Here is a 19,112-nt window from a genome sequence, read left to right on the forward strand (position 1 = left end):
GCGTCAGTCGTCCGCCGTCGAGGTGGGCGCCGGCACAAACACGTCGAGCACGGCGGGGCACAGCTCAAACACGGCAGGGGTTTTGGTGGTGACCTCTCCGTCGGTGTTGACGCGCTTCCGCAATCGCGTGTGCACCTCGAAGGTTCTGCCCTGCCAGCGGTGGATGCCGAAACGGGAGTTGCCACGTCCAGACTTCAACGCCGGCAGCACGAAGAAGAGTTGCCACCAATGGGGGATTTCCAGGCTGTAGAGATCCAGCCGCTGGTCGTCGATGGCGGCATCCTTCACCACGGTGAGCCCACCGCCGTAGAACACTCCGTTGCCTACGGCGATCTGCAGGGTACGCCGATGGAGGATCTGCTGCCCATCGATATGGATCTCGGCATCGAAACGTCGCAGCGTCAGCAACGCCTTCGCCGCCGCGATCCCATAGGCAAGGATTCCCCAGCGCTTCTTGAGGTCTTTGGAGAGCGCATCTGTGATCTTGATGCTCAACCCGCAACTGGCCACGTTGAAGAAATACTTGCCGTTCACCCGGCCAAGGTCGATGGTCTGGCGATGTCCGTTGGCTACCACGCTGCAGGCCTCGGCCAGCGTCAGAGGCAGATTCAGGGTGCGGGCCAGGTCGTTGGCCGTGCCCAGAGGCAGGAGGCCCAGGGGAAGGTTTGTCTCCAGCAGCGCATCGATCGCCAGGTTAAAGGTGCCGTCGCCACCGCCGATCACCACAGCAGACACCTCGTCCTGGTGCCAACGAATGCAGTGCGAAAAATCTTCTGACCGCATCACCTGCCCAATGATGTATCTCACGCCCAGAGAGTTGAAGGCCGCCACCACCTCACCGAACCGTTCAAGCCCCTGCTTGGAGTGAAGATTGATCAACAGGAGGATGGGTTTTCCCGATCTGTCTGCCATGGCGTGGCGTATGGATCAAGTCGCTGATCGACTGTAGGGGTGGCTGAGGAATTGTGTGCCGCTAGGCCAAACAGAACACGACCAGGTTGTATCGAGCAAGTGAGTCCTCAGCCAAGACGTGCAACAGCGAGCAACGCAACGACTGAGAAGGCATCACCTGCTGAGCCATCACCTGCTGAGCCATCACCTGCTGAGTCATCACCTGCTGCGTCATCACTCGCTGAGCCATCACCGGCTTGAGACATCAGACATTCAGTGACATCCAACCCAGCCCGCCCTATCACGCCCCAATGTCACAGCTTCCAGACCATCCTCTCAACGATTGCTAGGTAGGCCTTGTCTTCGGTTTGCGTTTGCCTGCCTTCGTTCACACCTTTCGCCTGTGAGCACTAGGGATCACCATGGCCAGCGCCCCTCCAGGATCTGCGCCCGATGCGCCATGCACCGAGCCCTGCTTCCGCTTGCACCTGACCTCGCCGTCAGATGCCGTCACATGCCGTCAGGGACAATGCTGGCAGGTTGGCTTGGGCCCCATGTCGCGCGAACAGCTCAAGGCCTTTCTCCTCCGCATGCAGAACGACGCGGCGTTGAAGCAGCAGGTGCTGGCGGCTTCCACAGCCGACGACGTGGCTCAGATCGCCATCAAGCTGGGTTTTGAGTTCTCAGGGGACGAGCTGCTGCGGGCGTCCGGCCAGAAATTCGACAAGGTGACGGTACGCAAGAACGACGTGCCTGGCGAATACAGCTGAGAGCGGAACACACCCTCGGGCCTGCATGGAACCCATCCTGCGGCCGCCACACAGAGCACACCACGGCCGAGCACACCACGGCCGAGCACAACAAGGCCCAGCACAGCAAGGCCCAGCACTGTGAGCCCCTGCATCCAACGTCATCCCTTCCTTCTGAGCCTTCACAGTGCCGTGAAGGTGAGCGGTTCGTAGCGGGCCAGGCTCAGCCGCCAAAGTCCTTCGCCCCGTTGGCGCAATTGATCGAGCAACTCCGTGGTGTCGCCTTCGCGGATCCAGCGCGCCTTGAGTGCCGGCAGCTGCTCCTGCATCACCGCCAGAGGGAGCTGCAACAGCAGCAGGCTGGTGTCGCCGCCGCAACGGCTCATCGGCTGTGCGTCGCTGCGCTGCCACAGGCGGATCAGTAGCTCCAGGGCCAGGGTCTTGCCCGCCTCCCCCGGGCCTGATCCAGGGGCGATCGCCTCCTTTTGCGAGAGGCCATTGAGCGGCATGGCCCGCTGACCTCCCTGCTCGAGCAGGGCCAGACAGATCAGATAGGGCGCGTCAGCCACGGCAGCATCCACAGATTCCGGGTCCAGCTTGAGCGGTCGCGGTGAGGCCCACCCGGCGACGGGCGCGCCAGGCTGGAGCGGACTGTTTCGAGCGCCATGGTCGCTGCCCTGCTGATCCTGCTGGTGATGGTGGCGGTGGGGGTGTTGCTCAACCCCGGACGGGACCAGTTCGCCTGGTTCATCCGCCTGCGCCGCCCCGCCTGGCTCACCTTCGAGCGCCTGATTCCGGCGATCTGGGTGGCGATCTACGCCTGCTTCTATGCCTCGGCGTTGCTGTCCTGGAACGCCAGCTGGAGCTGGGGGCTGATGGCGGGCTACTTCGGGCTGCTGGTTCTGGTTCAGAGCTACACCTGGTTCATCTGCCGCACGCGCCGCCTCGCCAACGGCACCGCTGTGGGATTTGCGGGCTGGGTGTGGGGTCTGGCGCTCACCGTGGTTGTGCTGCAGATTTCAGTGCTGGCGGCTCTGCTGCTGGTGCCGTATCTGCTCTGGAGCCCTGTGGGCACCTTCGTGACCTGGCAGATGCAGCAGCTCAACAACGGACGCCCCCAACGCTTTGAGTGACCCCGCGCAGCCCATGGTGATCACGAGCCGCTACAGCCAGGCCCTGACCTGGGCCGATGAACTGCACCGCCCCCAGCGCCGCAAGGGCAAGCCGAACGTGCCCTACATCTCCCACCTGATCGCCGTCAGCGCTCTGGTCTGGGAAGACAGCGGCGATGAAGATCAGGCCATTGCGGCGCTGCTGCACGACGCCATCGAAGATGCGGGCGTCAGCCAGCACCAGATCGCCGCGCAGTTCGGCGAGCGGGTCGGCCGCATGGTGGCGGATTGCACGGACACCAGCGGAGCTGTGGCGGCGGGCGGGCAAAAGGAGCCCTGGATCCTGCGCAAGACGCGCTATGTGGAGCACCTGCAAACCGTGTCGCCGGATTCCCTGCTGGTGACCGCCGCCGACAAGGCCCACAACGCCCAGGACATGGTGCTGGATGCCCGCCGGGAGTCCGACAGCTGGAGTCGCTTCAACGCCGGTCTCGATGGCACTGTCTGGTATCTGCAGCAGATCCATCACACCCTCAACCAGCGCCTGCCCCACAGCCGCTCGAAGGAACGGCTGGGCGAAGCGCTCAAGGAAATGATGGGCAGTGAGGCCTACCTCCGCCTGGTTCCTGCTGGGGTGGCAGCTGAGGACTGGGCCAGCAGCTATCTGGAACGGCTAACGGCGGACTCTCTCTTCTGAGTGAGCTGGCTGCGGGAATTGGGCTGCGGAGTGGGTTGAGGGGCTGGGCCGTGCCGATCCCCATGGCAGAGCGCTGCAGAGGAACGGTTGGAGCTGCTGGTTCGATCGGATTGGCGTGATCGGATCGGAGGCCAGCCCGTGTTCGTCGGCCGGCCGCCCACCCCCTTCACAATCTGTTACAGTCAATGAAACATTCCGCAACACCCCATGGCTGAATCCTCCCGCTTCGGTTTTGTCGCCTTCGCCGAAACCTGGAATGGCCGCCTGGCCATGCTCGGCTTCGTGATCGGGCTCGGCACCGAGCTGCTCACCGGTCAGGGCATCCTTTCCCAGCTCGGCCTCTCCTGATCGTCATGGACACCGATTACACCGCTTCGATCGCCGCTGTCTTCGCCCTCGTGGTGGTGCTCACCGGCATGGTGACCTTCATGCTCACCCGCCCCAGCGACCTCGCCTCGAAAAGCCAATGACCGCCACCCTCGCTCTCGTTCTGTTTGGCACCTGGTTGGTGGGCGCCCTGCTCCAGCCCGCTCCGGCTTCCGACTGACGGCCGGTTTCGGGCTGACCTTCTCTGCCTCGCCAGACCTGCAGCTCCCCGGCTCACGTTCCTTTTTCTCCCGCTCACCCGATCCCCCGCCCCTCCAGCCATGACCAACACCCCCATCAACGCCCGTTACGCCCCTGAGCGGGATGAGCAGCAGCTGCACATGGAGCAGCTCCAGCGCGCCGAGCGCTTCAACGGCCGCGCCGCCATGCTCGGCATCGTGATCGGCATCCTCACCGAGGCCCTCACCGGCGCCGGCATCGCCCACCAGATCGGCCTCGGTCCGCTCGTCGACGGTTACGTCGCCTGCCGCACCCAGTTCCTGCCGTTCTGCTTCTGAGCCCGGCTGCCTGCTCGTGCTCAGGCCTGGGCAGGCTTTCCTACCGGTGAAGTGTCTTTTGCCTGGCACAGTGGAACGTCGGTGACAAGGGCCATGGCGTTCAGCGCGAAAACGGAATATGGCCTGATCGCCCTGATCGATCTGGCCGATGCCCATGGCACCGGTGAACTGCGGCAGACCGGTGACATCTGTCGCCGGCATGGCATTCCGGTGCGCTATCTCGAGCAGATGCTTACGGCCCTGCGCAAGGATGGCTTTCTCACCAGCATCCGGGGACCACGCGGTGGTTTCCAGCTGGCCCGGCCGCCCGGGGACATCACCATCGCCGCGGTGGAGATCTGCCTGGAAGGTGATTCCAGCAATGAGCGCCAGGGCGACCGCGACGACCCGGAATTTCAGGTGCTCAAGGCATTGGATCAGAAGCTGGAGGAGGCGCGCGCGTCGTTGCTCTCCAGCACCACCCTGGCCGATCTGCTGGTGGAACGAAACAAACGGCTCCAGCCCCAGCCGATGTTTTACATCTGAGCGCTCGCTGCTGACTGGTGGGCTTGCATCAGGATCCTGAGCTGTAGGAATAGTGGTGAATCCTGAGCGCCTGGCTCACACCTGAACGCTCTGCAATTCCTTCCTGCTGGGCTGCAGGCGGCGCCGGATTTCCCCGTCGATCAGCAGCATCGATTCCCCGCGCGCGAAGGGCTGCCACTGTTCATCGGTGGTGAGCGGCTCGGTGCTGAGGATTGTCACCACATCCTTGGCGGTTGTCACGCAGGAAAAGTCCACCTGCAGGGGCACATCGGCCAGGGTGGCCCTGCCAAACGGCGCCCGGCGGGTGAGCCAGTGCAGCCGGGTGGTGGCGCTGGCGAACAGCCAGCGGCCATTGCTGATCAGCACATTGAAGGTGCCCCTCTGTGCCAGCTCGGCGGCGCAGTGGTGCAACAACTCGAAGAGGGCGGCGGGATTCTCTGCATCGGGCTGGGCCGCATCGAGCTGCTGCAGGATCCAGCAGAAGGCTGCTTCGCTGTCGGTGCTGCCGCAGGGGCGGTGCTGATCTCCCAGCGGAATCTCCCCCTGCAGATCCCCGTTGTGGGCGAACACCCAGCGCTGGCCCTGCCAGGAACGGGAAAAGGGATGGCAGTTGTCGAGGGCCACCACACCGCGGGTGGCCTTGCGGATGTGGGCGATGCTCACCAGTGCCTTGGGGGAGCGCTCCGCCAGCTGATCCGCCAGGGCGGAGAAGGCGGCGGGGGCGTCCTCCCGCAGCACGGTGAGGCCATGGCCATCGGGGGTGAAGCTGGCCAGCCCCCAGCCGTCGGCATGCTCGCCGGTGGCCCCCCCGCGGCGGCTCAGCCCCCGGAAGGAGAAGCCCATGTCGGTGGGGGTATTGGCGTTCAGGGCCAGCAGCTCACACATGGTCGGCTCAGCGGGTGTTGGCGAATAGACGGTCCCAGAGCCCGCCGTCGCCGAAGAACTCCTTGTTCACCTTGGGCCAGCCGCCGAAGTCGGCCACCGTGAAGAAGGTCTTCACTGGGGCAAAGCGACCCTTCACCCGCGCCCAGACCGTGGGGTTGGTGGGGCGGAATCCCTCCTCGGCAAAGACGGCCTGGGCCTCTTCGCTGAACAGATAGGCGGCCAGGGCCTCGGCGGCCTTGCGCGTGCCCTTGCGCTCCACCACCTTGTCGACCACGGCCACAGGACCTTCGATGCGGATGTTGAGCTCCGGCACCACGAAGGGATCCTTGAGCACACCACTGCGGGTGGCCAGGATCGCTTCGTTTTCGTAATTCAACAGCACATCCCCCTGGTCGCGCTTGAGGAACACATCGGAGGCTTCGCGCGCATCCTTGGGCAGGTTATCGACGTTCCTGTACACGCTGGAGACAAACGTCTCGGCCTTTTGCTGGCTGCCGCCGGACTGGGTCACCGAGCCCCACAGGCCCAGGAAATTCCAGCGGGCACCCCCGGAGGTTTTCGGGTTGGCTGTCACCACCGTGATGCCGGGCTTGGTCAGATCGGCCCAGCTGGCGATGCGCTTGGGGTTGCCGGGCCGCACCAGGAAGGCCACGGCGGAGTTGGTGATGATGCTCGCGTTGGGGAATTCCTTTTCCCAGCCGGGATCCACAAACCCGGACTCCTCGAGTTTGTTCACGTCCGCGGCCAGGGCCAGGGTCACCACATCGGCATCGAGGCCATCGATCACCGCCCGGGTCTGGGTGCCGGAACCGCCGTAGCTGGTTTTGATCGCGAGCTCCTGGCCTGTTTTCGCTTTCCAGGACGCGATGAACTTCGGCAGCAGGCGGTCGTAGGCGCCTTTGGTGACGGCGTAGCTGACCAGCAACAGCTCCTGCCGTTCGCCGCCGCTGCCGGCCGCGTCGCCAGCGGCGTCCGGGGCTGGCGTCGAGCCGCCGCAGCTGGTCAGCAGCAGCAGGGAACCTGCTGCGGAAAGGGCGAGCAGGCGCAGGGAAGACTTAATCACGTATTCCGGTCGGAAACTCGCCTTAAAGATACCACGGCAATCCGATCGGAAACTGTGTTCAAGCCATCGGCCCCAGGCCGCGTGGGCTGGGGCTGGAGTTGAAACTGGGACTGGCGCCGCTGCTCAGCGGGTGGCGCGGAAGATCTGATCCCAGATGGCGCCATTGGCAAAGAACTTGCTGGTCACCGCAGGCCAGCCGCCGAAGGTGTCGATCGTGAAGGCCTTGAAGGCTGGGAATCTTCCCCGGGCCAGAGCCTTGCCGGCGGCGGTGGCGGGCCGGAAGCCGTTCTCCACGAACACTCTCTGAGCTGGAGCGGTGTAGAGAAACCGGGTGAAGGCCTCCGCCACCCGACGGCTGCCGCGCCGGTCCACCACCCTGTCCACGACGGCCACGGGCTGGGCCGTCAGCACATTGGGCGAGAAGGTTTTCCAGGGTTCCTTCCACTCCCCTTTGCGCCTGGCCAGGATCGCTTCGGTTTCCCAGTTGAGCAGCACATCTCCCTGGTTGCGCTTGAGGAAGAAGTCGGTGGCTTCGCGGGCATCTTTTGGCAGAACTTCGGCGTTCTTATAGACATCCCGGATGAAGCTTCTGGCCTTGGCCTCGCTGCCGCCCGGCGACTGGGTGACGGCTCCCCAGAGGGCCACGAAGTTCCAGCGGGCGCCCCCTGATGTTTTGGGATTGGCAGCCACCAGATTCACATCAGGGCGTGCGAGATCAGCCCAGCTGTTGATCCGTTTGGGGTTCCCCTTGCGCACGAAGGCCACCACCGTGGAGTGGATCGGTGCCGCATTGTTGGGCAGTCGGTTCTGCCACCCCGGCCTGATCAGGCCGGCCCGTTCGATCGCCAGCGTGTCAGCAGCCAGGGCCAGGCTCACCACATCGGCTTCCAGCCCATCGATCACGGCACGGGCCTGGCTGCCGGAGCCGCCATAGCTGCCGCGGAAGGTCACGGTCTGGCCGGTCTTCTGTTTCCAGTCGGCGGCGAACAGCCGGAAGATCTGGTCATAGGCGTTCTTGGTCACCGCATACGACACCACCGTGAGCGTGATCGGTTTGGGCGGTTGCTGGGCCTGGGCGATGGAGCCATGCAGGTGGACGGCGGCGCCGGCCGTCAGGGGCAGGAGGGCCAGTCCGGTGAGCAGCAACTGGCGGCGCCGCAAGGGGGCCGGCGTCGAAGAATCAAACACGGTTCGTCGATCGGGAACTTGTGCAAGTTATGGCGACTGCGCCTGAGGTGGTGTGCCTCAAAATACCGGTACCTCGATCGGGAATAAGTCATAGTCTCCGGCAGTTGCTTGCCCCCCATGGCCTGTTCGTCGCGAATGCCCCTGTTGCTCGCTTTCGCCGTGCCCGAACCGCCACCCCATCGCCCGCCGACACCGTGACACCTTCCCTGCACCACAGCCCCTTGCAGCTGACGCTCCACCCTCAGGACGTGCTCCCCGAAGCGATGAGCTGGCGCCTGCATGAGGGCTATGTGCGTTCTGTGGCCTGGGATCTCGAAGGCGAATGCCTCGCCCTCGGCCTCTGGGGGCCTGGCGAGGTGATCACCTCTGAGGATCCCGTGATCCAGCCCCTTGAACTGCAGTGCCTCACCACCGTGGTGGTGGAGCACATCACCTTTGAGCCCGGGCTTCAGCAGCAGCACCTGCGCAGAGAACGCCAGATGCTGGCCGAACTGCTCACCATCCAGCGCATCCGCGCCGGCGATCGCCGCCTGCTGACGCTGCTCACCTGGATCGCCCGGTCCCATGGGCAGATCAACCGCCATGGCTGCCGCCTGTCGTTGAGTGAGCTCAACCTCACCCACCGCGGTCTGGCCGAACTCTGCGGCCTCACGCGCGTCACCGTGACCAAACTGCTCAGCCGCTTTCGCGCTGAAGGCCGCCTCGTCGCCGTGGGTGACAACGATCTGCTGATCCCCCGCCAGCCATGAGCGCCGTCACCCCTCCCTGGTGCCTCCATTGGGGCCGCGACGGCGAGCTCGACAGCCGCGATCGCCAGGACGTGCTGGACGCACTGCTGGTTCAGGAGCAGGGCCTGGCCCGCCTGCTGCTCCATCAGGCCCGGCCAGGTGCGCTGCCACCGCGCCCGCCCGGAGCTGAGGCTCAGATCACGAAGTCGGACACGAAGGTGCGCGCTTCCCGGCTGGTGATGTGCAGGGCATCGCCGGCCTTGAGGTCGTGGTAGTCGATGCGTTCGCGTGGCAGCTGGGCCATCACCACCTCGCCACTGCCGAGCACCAGTTCGGCCTGGATGTCACGGCCCATGTGAGTGAGCCGGCGCAGCACGGCCGGCACGCTGCCGCTCTGGGCGGTGCGGTGCAGCTCCAGATCATGGGGGCGGATGAACAGATTGCCTTTCTGCTGCTGCTCGCCGGCAACGGCAGCAGCGGCCGCCTCGGCGGCACCGCCTGCAACAGCGGCACCACTGGGGGCCAGTGGAACATGGGCCGGCAGCACGTTCACCGCTCCCACGAAGCTCATCACGAAGGGGCTGGCCGGCTGGTCGTAGATCTCCGCGGGGGAGCCGATCTGCTCGACCCTGCCGTTGTTCATCACCACAATGCGATCCGCCACCTCCATGGCTTCTTCCTGGTCGTGGGTCACGATCACCGTGGTCACGTGCATCTCGTCGTGCAGGTTGCGCAGCCAGGCGCGCAGTTCCTTGCGCACCTTGGCGTCGAGAGCGCTGAACGGTTCATCCAGAAGCAGCACACGGGGCTGTACGGCCAGCGCCCGGGCCAGGGCCACCCGCTGACGCTGGCCGCCGGAGAGCTGGGAGGGGTAGCGGTTGCCGAACCCCTGCAGTTGCACCAGCTCCAGCAGTTCATCGACGCGGCGTCGAATCGTGGCAGGGCTCCAGCCACGCAGCTCCAGCCCGAAGCCCACGTTCTGACGCACGCTGCGGTGCTTGAACAGGGCGAAGTGCTGGAACACGAAGCCCACCTGCCGATCCTGCACCGAGCGGCTGGTGGCTTCTTCGCCTGTGATCCAGATGCGGCCGTCGTCAGCCTCCTCAAGGCCGGCGATCAGGCGCAGCAGGGTGCTTTTGCCTGAGCCGGACGGCCCCAGCAGAGCCACCAGCGAACCCGTTTCCACGTCGAGGCTGACGTCGTCGACGGCGCGGAAGGAACCGAACTGCTTGCTCACACCGGCAACGCGGATGCCCATGACAGAGGGAGGCGGTGAACGACCGCCGCACGCTACAGCAATAGTCCTATTTCCCACCGGCGTACCGTTGAACTAATCGGCAAACGGTGATACGGTCCCGCCAACCGCTGCCGTCTTCCGCCATGACTCCTGTCCTGCTGGTCCGAGCCCGACGACTGGAGCTGCCCAGCTGGCTGCAATTGAGCTGGTCGTGGCGGATCACCTGGCTCTACATGGCCTTCGTGCTGTTCCTGCCGCTCGGAGCCCTGGCCCTCAAGGCCGCCTCCGTGAGCCCGGATCAGTTCTGGCGGCTTGCCACGACCCCTGAAGCACTGGCCACCTACCGGGTCAGCTTCGGCCTGTCGCTGCTGGCCGCCCTGCTCAACGGGGTGTTCGGGCTGGTGATCGCCTGGGCCCTGGTGCGCTGCAGCTTCCCCGGCCGGCGCCTGCTCGATGCCCTGATCGACCTCCCCTTCGCCCTGCCCACCGCCGTGGCGGGCCTGGCCCTGGCGGCGATCTACAGCACCAACGGCTGGATCGGCGGTCCCCTGTTCGCTCTGTTCGGGCTGAAGGTGTCGTTCACCTGGCTGGGGGTGGCGATCGCGATGGTGTTCATCTCCCTGCCCTTCGTGGTGCGCAGCGTGGAGCCGGTGCTTGAGGCCCTGGAACGCGACCAGGAGGAAGCCGCCTGGTGCCTGGGCGCCAGCCCCAGACAGACCCTCACCAAGGTGGTGCTGCCGCAGCTGATGCCCGCGATCCTGGCCGGTGTGGCCCAGGGCTACAGCCGCGCCGTGGGGGAATACGGCTCGGTGGTGATGATCTCCTCCAACGTGCCGTTCAAGGATCTGATCACCCCCACCTTGATCATCCAGAAGCTGGAGGAATATGACTTCGAAGCCGCCACCGTGATTGGCATGGTGATGCTCGGCTTCTCGCTGGTGAGCCTGCTGATGATCAACGGCCTGCAGGTGTGGGGACGCCACTGGGAAGCCAACCCAGCCACCGGCGCCTGAGCAGTGCGGTGGCTGTGAGCAGTTCGTTGGCTGCGTTCAGCCCGTTCCATCCAATCAGCCCTTGAATCGTTACCCCTGAGATTCCGATGCCTTCACCGTTACGCGTTTGGCGCCTGCCTGTGCCCAAGTTTCAGGCTGCCAGCCTGATTCCCGTGATCGCCATGCTTTATGTGGGCGTGATCATCCTGCTGCCAGCTCTGGAGGTGGTGGCCGGCGCCTTCGCCAAGGGGCTGGCACCCTTCATCGATAACATTCAGTCCGAGGAACTGCGCTCGGCAGTGATGCTGACGCTGCGCTGCACCGCCATCGCCGTGCCGGCCAACACGGTGTTCGGCCTGGCGGCGGCCACGGCCATCGCCCGGCGCCAGTTCCGCGGCAAAGCCCTGCTGCTCAGTGTGATCGACCTTCCCTTCTCGATCTCGCCGGTGGTGGTGGGCCTGATGCTGGTGCTGCTCTACAGCCCCACCAACGGACTGCTCGGTGGTGTGGTCAGCAGCCTGGGCTGGAAGATCATCTTTTCCTGGCCCGGCATGGCCCTGGCCACGATCATCGTCACCTTTCCGTTCATGGCGCGGGAGGTGATTCCGCTGCTGGAGGAGGAAGGCTGGGACCAGGAAGAGGCGGCGCGCACCCTCGGCGCCTCCAACTGGCAGGTGTTCTGGAAGGTGACCTTGCCTTCGGTGCGCTGGGCGGTGGTGTACGGGCTGATCCTCACCACAGCCCGCGCCCTGGGAGAATTCGGCGCGGTGGCCGTGGTGAGCGGCAATATCGCCGGCCAGACCCAGACGCTGCCGCTGTTCGTCGAAGATGCCTACAAGCAGTACAACACCGAACTGGCCTATGGCGCGGCCCTGGTGCTGGCCGGTGCCGGCCTGGTATCACTGCTGCTGAAGCTGTTCGTGGAGCAGCTGATCGGTGGCGCCCGCAAGGAGAGCGTTCCCGAGCCGGAGTCGATCAGCTGACAGGTGCCGCCACGATCGACATGGTGCTGTCAAGGATGCAATGGTGTGGCCAAGAGTGCAATGGTGCGTCAAAAGCGAGAGGCTGCGGCCATCAGCGCCATGGTGTTGCACGGAGCTTAGTGGCGTTGCAAGGAGCTGATGGGTGCCGCCAGGCGCTTAAGGAATCAGCCCGGCCTTCAAGAATTCCACGGGCCGCAATCGTTTCCCTCGGACATCCTTCAGCCAAGACAAAAGCCCAGCGGCAAACCGCTGGGCAGGCAGGACAGGTGAGCCCGGAAGCTCAGCTGAGGCGATCAGCCCACGAAGGCACGCACCGGTGCTGACACGCCGGGCGACTGGGTGCCCTTCAGGTAGGCAAGCATGGTGTCGGCATCCGACACTTCAAAGGGGTCGCTGGCGCAGTTGTCTTCGTAGCCGGGCTCCACGAACAGCTTCTCGATCGTGCCGTCATTGACGAGCATCGAATAGCGCCAGGAGCGCAGACCGAAGCCCAGATTGCTCTTCTCCACCAGCATCCCCATCTTGCGGGTGAATTCGCCGTTGCCGTCAGGCAGCAGGAACACCTTGTCGGCGCCCACTTGCTTGCCCCACTGGTACATCACGAAGGCGTCGTTCACTGAGACGCACACGATCTGATCCACACCCAGGGCCTGGAACTCGGCGGAGAGCTCCTCATAGCGGGGCAGGTGGTTGGAGGAGCAGGTGGGGGTGAAGGCCCCGGGCAGGGAGAACACCACCACTTTCTTGCCCTTGAACAGGTCGTCGGTGCTCAGATCCTGCCAGCGGAAGGGGTTGGGGCCCTCCACGGATTCGTCGCGCACGCGTGTCTTGAAGATCACGCTGGGAACACGGTCGATGACAGCCATGAAAGGGAATGCGGAACGTACAGATCGCTGCAACGCCTGGGGGCGTCGTCGCGGTCAGATTAAGTCATAGTCATTTCGGATAAGCGGCGTGAAGGGTCGGTTTTCGCCACCTCCTCCGCCCATCAGCGCTGCAGGGTTCGCCACGTGGGTCATGGCGCTCGCGGTGGCTGGTGCCGGCTCAATTCCCAGCGGCTCAGGTGATGGGCGGCGTCAAAACTGAGGCAGACCTGCGCAAAGTGATCGGCCCTCAGCAGGCAGCCGAACTGGAGCTGAAAGGGTCCGGCGGGCAGGCGATCGGGCAGCGAGCACACCAGGTTGTCGTCGAAGGCGGCGGTGTGGCAATGGAGGGCGAACGCAGCCGGCTCAAAGCCAGTGATCGGCGCGGCAGCGGAGGGCTCCTCCGGCCAGACCCCCGGTTCAAGCACGTGCCGCTCACCCGGCCAGCCGCACACCCGTTCCAGCAGCTCGTCAGCGGAAGCCAGCGGCCCCCGCGGCGGATCGATCGAGCCCCGCTGGCACCGGAACGCTGTGGCGCCAACCGATTCAAGCTGGACGGAGCCGTCACTCATCGGCTCAAACAGAGCGATCAGCATCGAGCGGGAGCGGCCGCTGAACAGGTTGATCTCGTGGCCGCAGCGGGCCACGTCACCGGTCATCGTCAGGCTCGACTGGCCTCCCGCCCCGGGGAATTGCCAGCAGCTGCCACTGCTGTTGTAAGTGTTGCGGCTCAGCGGCAGGATCCGCTCGTTGCCAGGGGCGAAGCGCAGGCCGGTGCCGTGCCAGGTGCCGTGGTCGGCATCGCTGAACGCAATGGCATAGGTGCTCTGGGGAATGTCCAGCGAAGGCCGCTGGAAATCAAAGCCGCTGGGCTGACGGAGATACCAGCGGGTGGGCCCTTGCCAGTGGCCATCGAAATTGGCGCGGTTGAGTTCCCACTGGCGCTTCTGCCCTAGCGCCTCCCGATCAGAGCCAGGCGGCCTTTCCATTGGCTCAGCCTATCGATCACGGCCGGCCAAACCCACCACCTGTGGCCAGAATCGCCTCAACCCGGCACCACCTTGCATGCGCCCCACTCCCGCCACCGACCCCCTCACCGTGCTGGAGGCTCTGCAGTGGCGCTACGCCACCAAGATGTTCGATGCCGCGCGCACCATTCCCGCTGAGCTCTGGAGCAACCTTGAGCAGTCGCTGGTGCTCAGCCCCTCCTCTTACGGCCTGCAGCCGTGGAAGTTCCTGGTGATCGAGGATCCTGCCCTGCGCAGTGAGCTGCGTCCCTTCTCCTGGAACCAGTCGCAGATCACCGACGCTTCCCATCTGGTGGTGTTCCTGGCCAAGCGCACGATCGACGGTGCCGATCTCGATCGCCTGATCGAGGCCACCAGCACGATCCGCGAGCAGCCGATCGAGCAGCTGGCCTTCTATCGCTCGATGATGCAGAAAGACCTGCTCGATGGTCCCCGCAGCGCCCTGATCGATCAGTGGTCCACCAACCAGCTGTACATCGCCCTTGGGACCTTCATGACGGCGGCCGCGCTGCTCGGCATCGACACCTGCCCGATCGAGGGCTTTTCTCCCCCCGACTACGACCGGCTGCTGGGGCTTGAAGCCTCCCCCTACCGCAGCGCAGTGGTCTGCGCCGCCGGCTACCGCTCCGCTGATGACAAGTACGCCAGCCTGGCGAAGATCCGTTACTCCACCGCGGAGTTGATCGAGCACCGCTGAAGGCGTCGGCCTGCGCAGCCGCCGCATGCCGCTGCCACTCCGGGCTGAGCCACAGCCCTCTGGTTGGCCTCCCCGCTCGCCCGCGCCCGCGCCAGCTTGGGCGAACGCTGAGCGAAGATGCGGGGATTCGCTGACCCCCATGGCTCGATTGATCATGGTTCTCAAGCCCCGCGGGCCGGCGGCGGAACAGGATCTGATTCCCGTTCTGCTGCCTGCGCTCGTTCAGCTGGGCACCGAAATCGATCAGCAGGGGCCCGTCCACCTGAGTGGCCTGCTGCGTGTGCCGCCCCAGGGCCTGGCGGTGCAGCTGTTCGCTGATGTGCAGCCCCAGTCGGATGGCCCCGAACTGGATGTGGTGCTGATGAGCGGCGAAGCCATGACCAAGGGCGCACCACTCACCCGCCAGACCCTGCAATCCCTGATTGATCTGTTGCCGCTGCATGCCGCCGGCCTGGAGCTGATCTTCCGCTCCGACCGCGACGGTCCGCTGCCGCGTCAGAAGCGTGCTCCGGCTCCCGCCAGCCGGTGATCCGCGCCGTTGGTGATGGGGGGCCGCTGCTGGTGATCGCCAGCAGCAACCGGCACAAGATCCGCGAGCTTGCGGCGATGCTGGAGGCGGCTCGTCTGCAGGTGCTGCCTCAGCCCGACGGGCTCGAGGTGGAGGAAACGGGCGCCACCTTCGCCGAGAACGCCCGGCTCAAGGCTGAAACCGTGGCCGCCCTCACCGGCCGCTGGACCCTGGCCGATGACTCCGGTCTGTGTGTCGATGCCCTGGGCGGCGCGCCGGGCATCTACTCGGCCCGCTACGCCCCAAGCGATGCCGAGCGCGTCAGCCGGCTGTTGCAGGAGCTTGGTGACACCCCCTACCGCAGCGCCGCCATCGTGTCGGCGCTGGCGCTGGCGGATCCCAGCGGCCGCACCGTGCTGGAAGCCGAGGGCATCTGCCGCGGCGAGATCCTTACCCGCCCGGTGCAGGCCTCTGGCTATGGCTACAACACGCTGCTGCATGTGCGCGAGGCCGGCTGCACGCTGGCCGAGATGAGCACCCATCAGCTCGAGAAGCTCGGCAGCCGCGCCAAGGCCGCCCGCCAGCTGGCCCCGGAGCTGCGCCGGTTGCTGGGCGTCTGAGCTCTGCCGGCTGCGGAGCCTGTCCGCAGCGGATCATCAGCGCCACACTCTTCGGCCAGGGTGGCGGCTAGCGGTTGATCACCTCGATCGCGCGCATGGCTGCGGCATAGGCTTCGTCCACATCGCCTTCGCGGCCCGCAAGGGTGAGGCGGCCGTAGGCGCCCACGGCTTTCACATCCACCACGGTGATGTTCGACGACTTCTCTGCCTCGTTGGCGGCGATCAGCACGTAGCCGGCGGGCTCGGTTTCCAGGATGAACATGCTCATGCCCGACTGGATCATCGAGCCGCGGCGGTTCTGGCGGTTGATCAGCACTGCATGGTCGGGGGTGATGGCGCGGATGATCTCCGACCAGGTGACCTCGCAACGCCCGCGCCGCTCCACCGTGGTGCCCATGGCATCCACCACCGCCTGGCCGGAGAGCAACACGCTGCTCTGATCGCGGTGATAGAGCGCCAGCGAGCCGAAGGCCCGCTCCACCACCTTCTGGCCGAGCCGCACGGTGCTGGCCTTCAAGGCGATGTCGGTGAGGCGGTGCACCGCCATGCCCGGTGCCACCTCCAGCCAGAGGCAGGCATCGCCGGGGATCGGCAGGAACCCCTGCGACACCGTGCCCATGTAGGCCGCCAGCTGGGGCTGCAGCGAATCGAGGAACACGTAGGCCCTCAGCTCGATCTCCGCGCCCAGCTGAATCGAGGGGCTATGGCTGCCGGTGAGACGCGTGAGGCTGGACCGGCGGGCGGGCTGCGCTCTGGAGTCGCCGGGGCTGAAGGACACGTTCGCTGGCAGTGGGATCGATCGGCGGACGGGATGCAATCGGCTGGATTCGCCTCCGCCGCGCCTGTGCACCGCAGGCCGATTCCCCTGGACGTGGGGCGTTCAATTGGTGCGGATCCTACCGTTCGGCCCCCACCAGGCCTGGCTGCGCGGGGCTCGGTGGGAAGGGCTACAGCAGCGGCCGCCAGCGCCGCTATCACAGGGGCCTGCCGCTGCATCGCTCGCCATGCTCACCCCCACCACCCGCTTGAAGCTGCAAGCCATCCTGCGCCGCATCGAAGCGGCCCAACCGGTTACCTTGCAGGAACGCATCTATCTCCAGAAGTTCGCCAGCCGCGATGGCGCCGTGGCCAGCTGGGTGCGCCGAACCGAGCGGCGGCGTCTGCACGACGCAGACGATGGCCTGGATCGCCTGCTGAGCGATCTGGATCTTGCCGATCCCGATCCTGCAGCCCCATTTCATCCCGATCACGATGACATCGGCGACTGGTTCAGTGGCGCCCCCCACTGGTTGAGACGCAGTTGAACCGGTAATTTCCGGCCACGTGTGTCTCTTTCCGGTCATGACCACCAAGCGCACCAGTTCCGCCGCTGCCACCACCGGATCCACCACGCCGATCCCGCGCGACCCGAACGGCGGCGGGGATGGGTCGTTCGCCAGCTGGATCGCCGGCGCGATCGATCAGGGCGTCAAGCCGGAGCAGGCGCTGGCGGTGGTGGGTCTGGGTCTGATGCGCGGCATGGGCGGCGCGGCGATCGGCCTGCCAGTGGCCCAGGCCGATGGCTTCGATCTGGAAAGCCCGGTGCAGCTCCAGTCGATGAAGGGGCGGCTTGAAGCGATCGCGCTGGCGATCAGCACCGGCGCTCCCCTCTCCACCCATGAGGTGGGTCTGCTGCTGGGCGCCCGTCCCGGCGCTCCCCGGGTGCGGCGTGCCGGTGTGGTGGCCGAGCGCATCGGCCGCAACGTCTGGCAACTGCGCCGCTCCAGCGACGACGAGCGTTCCTCCAACGCGGGCTTCAGCGAAGGCTTCCGCCGCCGGCTCTGAACGCAAGCCTTCAGGCTGGTCCGAGCGTGTGCGTCCCTTTCTGTGATGACCGCGCCGGCGCTTTCCCCTCATGACCGCGCAGGCGCTGTTCCATCTCTCGTTTCCGGCGTTCGACCTCGACGCCACCGAACGGTGGTATGTGGAGGGCCTTGGCTGCCGGCGCGGCCGCCGCAGCGCCACGGCCCTGGTGCTGGGCCTCGGTGGCCATCAGCTGGTGGCCCATCTGGTGCCGGCCGAGGGTGCTGAGGGGTCTGATCCGCCGCAGCGGGGCATTTACCCGCGCCACTTCGGCTTGATTGTGGCCGACGCCAGCCACTATGAGGCCCTTGAGCAGCGGGCACGGCAGCAGCAGCTGCGCTTCGGGGTCTCTGCCAAGACCCGCTTTGCCGGCGAGATGCTGGAGCACCGCAGCTTCTTCCTGATTGATCCGGCCGGCAACTGGCTGGAATTCAAGTGGTATCTCCATCCCGAGGCGGTGCTCGGCCTGGCCGACCTCGATCGGGTGGGCGAAACCGCCCCGTCTCCTGCCACCCTGCCGCCGTAATGAACGAGCTGATCGCCGAGCTCAACCTGCTGCCCCACCCGGAGGGCGGCTTCTACCGGGAGATCCATCGCTCGCCGTTGCAGGTGCACCGCGAGGACGGCGCCGCGCGCGCCGCCTTCACCGTCATCCATTTCCTGCTGCCGGCGGGGGTGACCAGCCGCTGGCACCGGGTGAACGGCGCCGAGGAGAGCTGGCATCACCTGGCCGGTGCGCCGCTGCTGCTCTGGCGTGGGGCAGAGGATCCCGCCATCGCGCCGCCAGAGCAGCTCGAACTCGGCCCGCGCCACCCGGACCGTCCGCAGCAGGCGCCGTTTCAGCTGATCCCGGCCGGCTGGTGGCAGGCGGCCCGCAGCAGCGGCGCCTGGACCCTGGTGCACTGCTGCGTGGCGCCGGGCTTCAGCTTCGAGGATTTCGAGCTGCACCAGAGCAGCGAAGACCTGCTGCCGCAGCCGGATCAATACCAGTCGGGGGTGTAGATGCGCACCCGGCCCACCCCCACGGGGCTGGCCACCGGCTGCGGCCCCACCGGAAACGCCCGCACCGTGTAGAGGTAGGTGTCGGCCACGATCGGGTTGCGCACGGGCCGTAGCGACACGGTCACGGTTTCGCCGGGCATGGGCGGCTGGGGGAAGCGGATCAGAAACTGACGCCGCGCCTCATCGAAGCTTGCCTCCACCGGCACGGACCTGCCTTCGCGGCGCGGCTTGCCGATGAAGGCGCGGGTGCGGCTGGCGTCGAAGTCGAATTGCCAGTCGGCACCACCGATCTGCTGAACCTCCAGCGCTCCCAGCGCCGCACCGGCCTGCTCCGGCATCGGAATCGTGAGGTAGTACTCCGGCCAGGGTTGGGAGACGTTCGAGCTGTAGGTGATCAGGCTGAGCTGAAACGGGGCTTTCACGAAGTAGGTGGAGCCGCGGATTTCCACCGCTGCTGCCTGGCGCTCAAGCGTGGCCGGGGGCAGCGCGGCAGCGAGCAGCAGCGCCACGCTCACCAACGCTCCCGTTGCCGGCGCGAGGCGGCGTTGGATGTCGCTGAATCGCCAGGTGCGTGGGAGGACGCCAAGGCGCCTGCGGGTGGGGTTGAGCATGGGCGGA

Annotated in this window: 26 protein-coding genes; 16 read left to right on the forward strand and 10 right to left on the reverse strand. The window is 65.9% G+C overall.

Annotated elements, in window-relative coordinates; translation table 11 throughout:
- Positions 1-3 precede the first annotated feature (3 nt).
- Positions 4-912: a lipid kinase gene (locus KBY86_RS03525; protein ID WP_255140243.1), complete on the reverse strand. Its 909-nt coding sequence runs from the start codon at positions 910-912 to the stop codon at positions 4-6.
- A 533-nt stretch (positions 913-1,445) separates the two neighbouring features.
- On the opposite strand from KBY86_RS03525, the gene KBY86_RS03530 reads away from it, so the two are divergent.
- On the forward strand, positions 1,446-1,661 hold the full coding sequence (locus tag KBY86_RS03530) for a Nif11-like leader peptide family natural product precursor (RefSeq protein ID WP_094510861.1): 216 nt from the start codon (positions 1,446-1,448) through the stop codon (positions 1,659-1,661).
- 161 nt (positions 1,662-1,822) lie between these two features.
- Here the strand turns inward: KBY86_RS03530 and KBY86_RS03535 are convergent, their stop codons facing one another.
- Complete coding sequence (locus KBY86_RS03535; protein ID WP_255140244.1) at positions 1,823-2,209, reverse strand: hypothetical protein; 387 nt, start codon at positions 2,207-2,209, stop codon at positions 1,823-1,825.
- Positions 2,210-2,305: 96 nt separating this feature from the next.
- On the opposite strand from KBY86_RS03535, the gene KBY86_RS03540 reads away from it, so the two are divergent.
- The 5 genes from KBY86_RS03540 (at position 2,306) to KBY86_RS03560 (ending at position 4,858) form a co-directional block, all read left to right on the forward strand.
- The gene (locus KBY86_RS03540) at positions 2,306-2,773 is read left to right on the forward strand and encodes a TspO/MBR family protein (RefSeq protein WP_255140245.1); all 468 of its coding nucleotides are present in this window, start codon (positions 2,306-2,308) and stop codon (positions 2,771-2,773) included.
- Between the two features lie 13 nt (positions 2,774-2,786).
- Positions 2,787-3,449: an HD domain-containing protein gene (locus KBY86_RS03545; RefSeq protein WP_255140246.1), complete on the forward strand. Its 663-nt coding sequence runs from the start codon at positions 2,787-2,789 to the stop codon at positions 3,447-3,449.
- Between the two features lie 207 nt (positions 3,450-3,656).
- A complete protein-coding gene (locus KBY86_RS03550; RefSeq protein WP_094510858.1) occupies positions 3,657-3,797 on the forward strand; it encodes a chlorophyll a/b-binding protein in 141 nt (46 codons plus the stop codon).
- 299 nt (positions 3,798-4,096) lie between these two features.
- Complete coding sequence (locus tag KBY86_RS03555) at positions 4,097-4,333, forward strand: chlorophyll a/b-binding protein (RefSeq protein WP_094510857.1); 237 nt, start codon at positions 4,097-4,099, stop codon at positions 4,331-4,333.
- Positions 4,334-4,426: 93 nt separating this feature from the next.
- Positions 4,427-4,858, forward strand: coding sequence for an Rrf2 family transcriptional regulator (locus KBY86_RS03560; RefSeq protein ID WP_255140247.1), 432 nt, complete (start codon positions 4,427-4,429; stop codon positions 4,856-4,858).
- A gap of 75 nt (positions 4,859-4,933) precedes the next feature.
- Here the strand turns inward: KBY86_RS03560 and KBY86_RS03565 are convergent, their stop codons facing one another.
- The 3 genes from KBY86_RS03565 to KBY86_RS03575 all read right to left on the reverse strand — a co-directional run bounded on the left by KBY86_RS03565 (position 4,934) and on the right by KBY86_RS03575 (position 7,994).
- Positions 4,934-5,743: a class II glutamine amidotransferase gene (locus KBY86_RS03565; protein WP_255140249.1), complete on the reverse strand. Its 810-nt coding sequence runs from the start codon at positions 5,741-5,743 to the stop codon at positions 4,934-4,936.
- A 7-nt stretch (positions 5,744-5,750) separates the two neighbouring features.
- The gene (locus tag KBY86_RS03570; RefSeq protein WP_255140250.1) at positions 5,751-6,806 is read right to left on the reverse strand and encodes a sulfate ABC transporter substrate-binding protein; all 1,056 of its coding nucleotides are present in this window, start codon (positions 6,804-6,806) and stop codon (positions 5,751-5,753) included.
- A gap of 123 nt (positions 6,807-6,929) precedes the next feature.
- Complete coding sequence (locus KBY86_RS03575; protein ID WP_255140251.1) at positions 6,930-7,994, reverse strand: sulfate ABC transporter substrate-binding protein; 1,065 nt, start codon at positions 7,992-7,994, stop codon at positions 6,930-6,932.
- Between the two features lie 194 nt (positions 7,995-8,188).
- Between KBY86_RS03575 and KBY86_RS15210 the strand changes: the two genes are divergently transcribed.
- Positions 8,189-8,743: a Crp/Fnr family transcriptional regulator gene (locus tag KBY86_RS15210; protein WP_144036909.1), complete on the forward strand. Its 555-nt coding sequence runs from the start codon at positions 8,189-8,191 to the stop codon at positions 8,741-8,743.
- A gap of 172 nt (positions 8,744-8,915) precedes the next feature.
- On the opposite strand, the gene KBY86_RS03585 is transcribed toward KBY86_RS15210, so the two are convergent.
- On the reverse strand, positions 8,916-9,980 hold the full coding sequence (locus KBY86_RS03585) for a sulfate/molybdate ABC transporter ATP-binding protein (RefSeq protein ID WP_255140252.1): 1,065 nt from the start codon (positions 9,978-9,980) through the stop codon (positions 8,916-8,918).
- Positions 9,981-10,102: 122 nt separating this feature from the next.
- Here KBY86_RS03585 and cysT point away from each other — a divergent pair, with 122 nt between their 5' ends.
- Both cysT and cysW read left to right on the forward strand, forming a co-directional pair.
- Complete coding sequence (gene cysT, locus KBY86_RS03590) at positions 10,103-10,972, forward strand: sulfate ABC transporter permease subunit CysT (RefSeq protein WP_094510851.1); 870 nt, start codon at positions 10,103-10,105, stop codon at positions 10,970-10,972.
- Between the two features lie 86 nt (positions 10,973-11,058).
- Positions 11,059-11,934 (forward strand): sulfate ABC transporter permease subunit CysW, encoded by an 876-nt coding sequence (gene cysW / locus KBY86_RS03595; RefSeq protein ID WP_255140253.1) that lies wholly within the window; start codon positions 11,059-11,061, stop codon positions 11,932-11,934.
- A 293-nt stretch (positions 11,935-12,227) separates the two neighbouring features.
- Here cysW and KBY86_RS03600 read toward each other — a convergent pair whose 3' ends face one another.
- A complete protein-coding gene (locus KBY86_RS03600) occupies positions 12,228-12,800 on the reverse strand; it encodes a peroxiredoxin (RefSeq protein ID WP_094510848.1) in 573 nt (190 codons plus the stop codon).
- A gap of 149 nt (positions 12,801-12,949) precedes the next feature.
- On the reverse strand, positions 12,950-13,786 hold the full coding sequence (locus KBY86_RS03605; protein WP_255140254.1) for a hypothetical protein: 837 nt from the start codon (positions 13,784-13,786) through the stop codon (positions 12,950-12,952).
- A gap of 76 nt (positions 13,787-13,862) precedes the next feature.
- Here KBY86_RS03605 and KBY86_RS03610 point away from each other — a divergent pair, with 76 nt between their 5' ends.
- The 3 genes from KBY86_RS03610 to rdgB all read left to right on the forward strand — a co-directional run bounded on the left by KBY86_RS03610 (position 13,863) and on the right by rdgB (position 15,650).
- Complete coding sequence (locus KBY86_RS03610) at positions 13,863-14,522, forward strand: NAD(P)H-dependent oxidoreductase (protein WP_094510846.1); 660 nt, start codon at positions 13,863-13,865, stop codon at positions 14,520-14,522.
- Positions 14,523-14,676: 154 nt separating this feature from the next.
- A complete protein-coding gene (locus KBY86_RS03615) occupies positions 14,677-15,051 on the forward strand; it encodes a hypothetical protein (protein WP_144036908.1) in 375 nt (124 codons plus the stop codon).
- Positions 15,048-15,650, forward strand: a complete 603-nt coding sequence (rdgB, locus tag KBY86_RS03620) for an RdgB/HAM1 family non-canonical purine NTP pyrophosphatase (RefSeq protein ID WP_255140255.1) — start codon at positions 15,048-15,050, stop codon at positions 15,648-15,650. The genes KBY86_RS03615 and rdgB overlap by 4 nt, the downstream gene beginning before the upstream one ends.
- A gap of 67 nt (positions 15,651-15,717) precedes the next feature.
- Here the strand turns inward: rdgB and KBY86_RS03625 are convergent, their stop codons facing one another.
- Positions 15,718-16,428 (reverse strand): BMC domain-containing protein, encoded by a 711-nt coding sequence (locus tag KBY86_RS03625; RefSeq protein ID WP_094510844.1) that lies wholly within the window; start codon positions 16,426-16,428, stop codon positions 15,718-15,720.
- Between the two features lie 226 nt (positions 16,429-16,654).
- Between KBY86_RS03625 and KBY86_RS03630 the strand changes: the two genes are divergently transcribed.
- The 4 genes from KBY86_RS03630 to KBY86_RS03645 all read left to right on the forward strand — a co-directional run bounded on the left by KBY86_RS03630 (position 16,655) and on the right by KBY86_RS03645 (position 18,494).
- Positions 16,655-16,954: a hypothetical protein gene (locus KBY86_RS03630; protein WP_255099494.1), complete on the forward strand. Its 300-nt coding sequence runs from the start codon at positions 16,655-16,657 to the stop codon at positions 16,952-16,954.
- Between the two features lie 37 nt (positions 16,955-16,991).
- Positions 16,992-17,474, forward strand: coding sequence for a hypothetical protein (locus tag KBY86_RS03635; RefSeq protein ID WP_233132800.1), 483 nt, complete (start codon positions 16,992-16,994; stop codon positions 17,472-17,474).
- Between the two features lie 70 nt (positions 17,475-17,544).
- Complete coding sequence (locus KBY86_RS03640) at positions 17,545-18,018, forward strand: VOC family protein (protein WP_255140257.1); 474 nt, start codon at positions 17,545-17,547, stop codon at positions 18,016-18,018.
- Positions 18,018-18,494 (forward strand): cupin domain-containing protein, encoded by a 477-nt coding sequence (locus KBY86_RS03645; protein ID WP_255099493.1) that lies wholly within the window; start codon positions 18,018-18,020, stop codon positions 18,492-18,494. The genes KBY86_RS03640 and KBY86_RS03645 overlap by 1 nt, the downstream gene beginning before the upstream one ends.
- On the opposite strand, the gene KBY86_RS03650 is transcribed toward KBY86_RS03645, so the two are convergent.
- A complete protein-coding gene (locus tag KBY86_RS03650; RefSeq protein ID WP_255140258.1) occupies positions 18,473-19,105 on the reverse strand; it encodes a DUF2808 domain-containing protein in 633 nt (210 codons plus the stop codon). The two genes, KBY86_RS03645 and KBY86_RS03650, sit on opposite strands and share 22 nt — an antisense overlap.
- Between the last annotated feature and the right edge of the window lie 7 nt (positions 19,106-19,112).

The organism is Synechococcus sp. Lug-A, from assembly GCF_024345655.1.
In the GTDB taxonomy this organism is placed as follows: domain Bacteria; phylum Cyanobacteriota; class Cyanobacteriia; order PCC-6307; family Cyanobiaceae; genus MW101C3.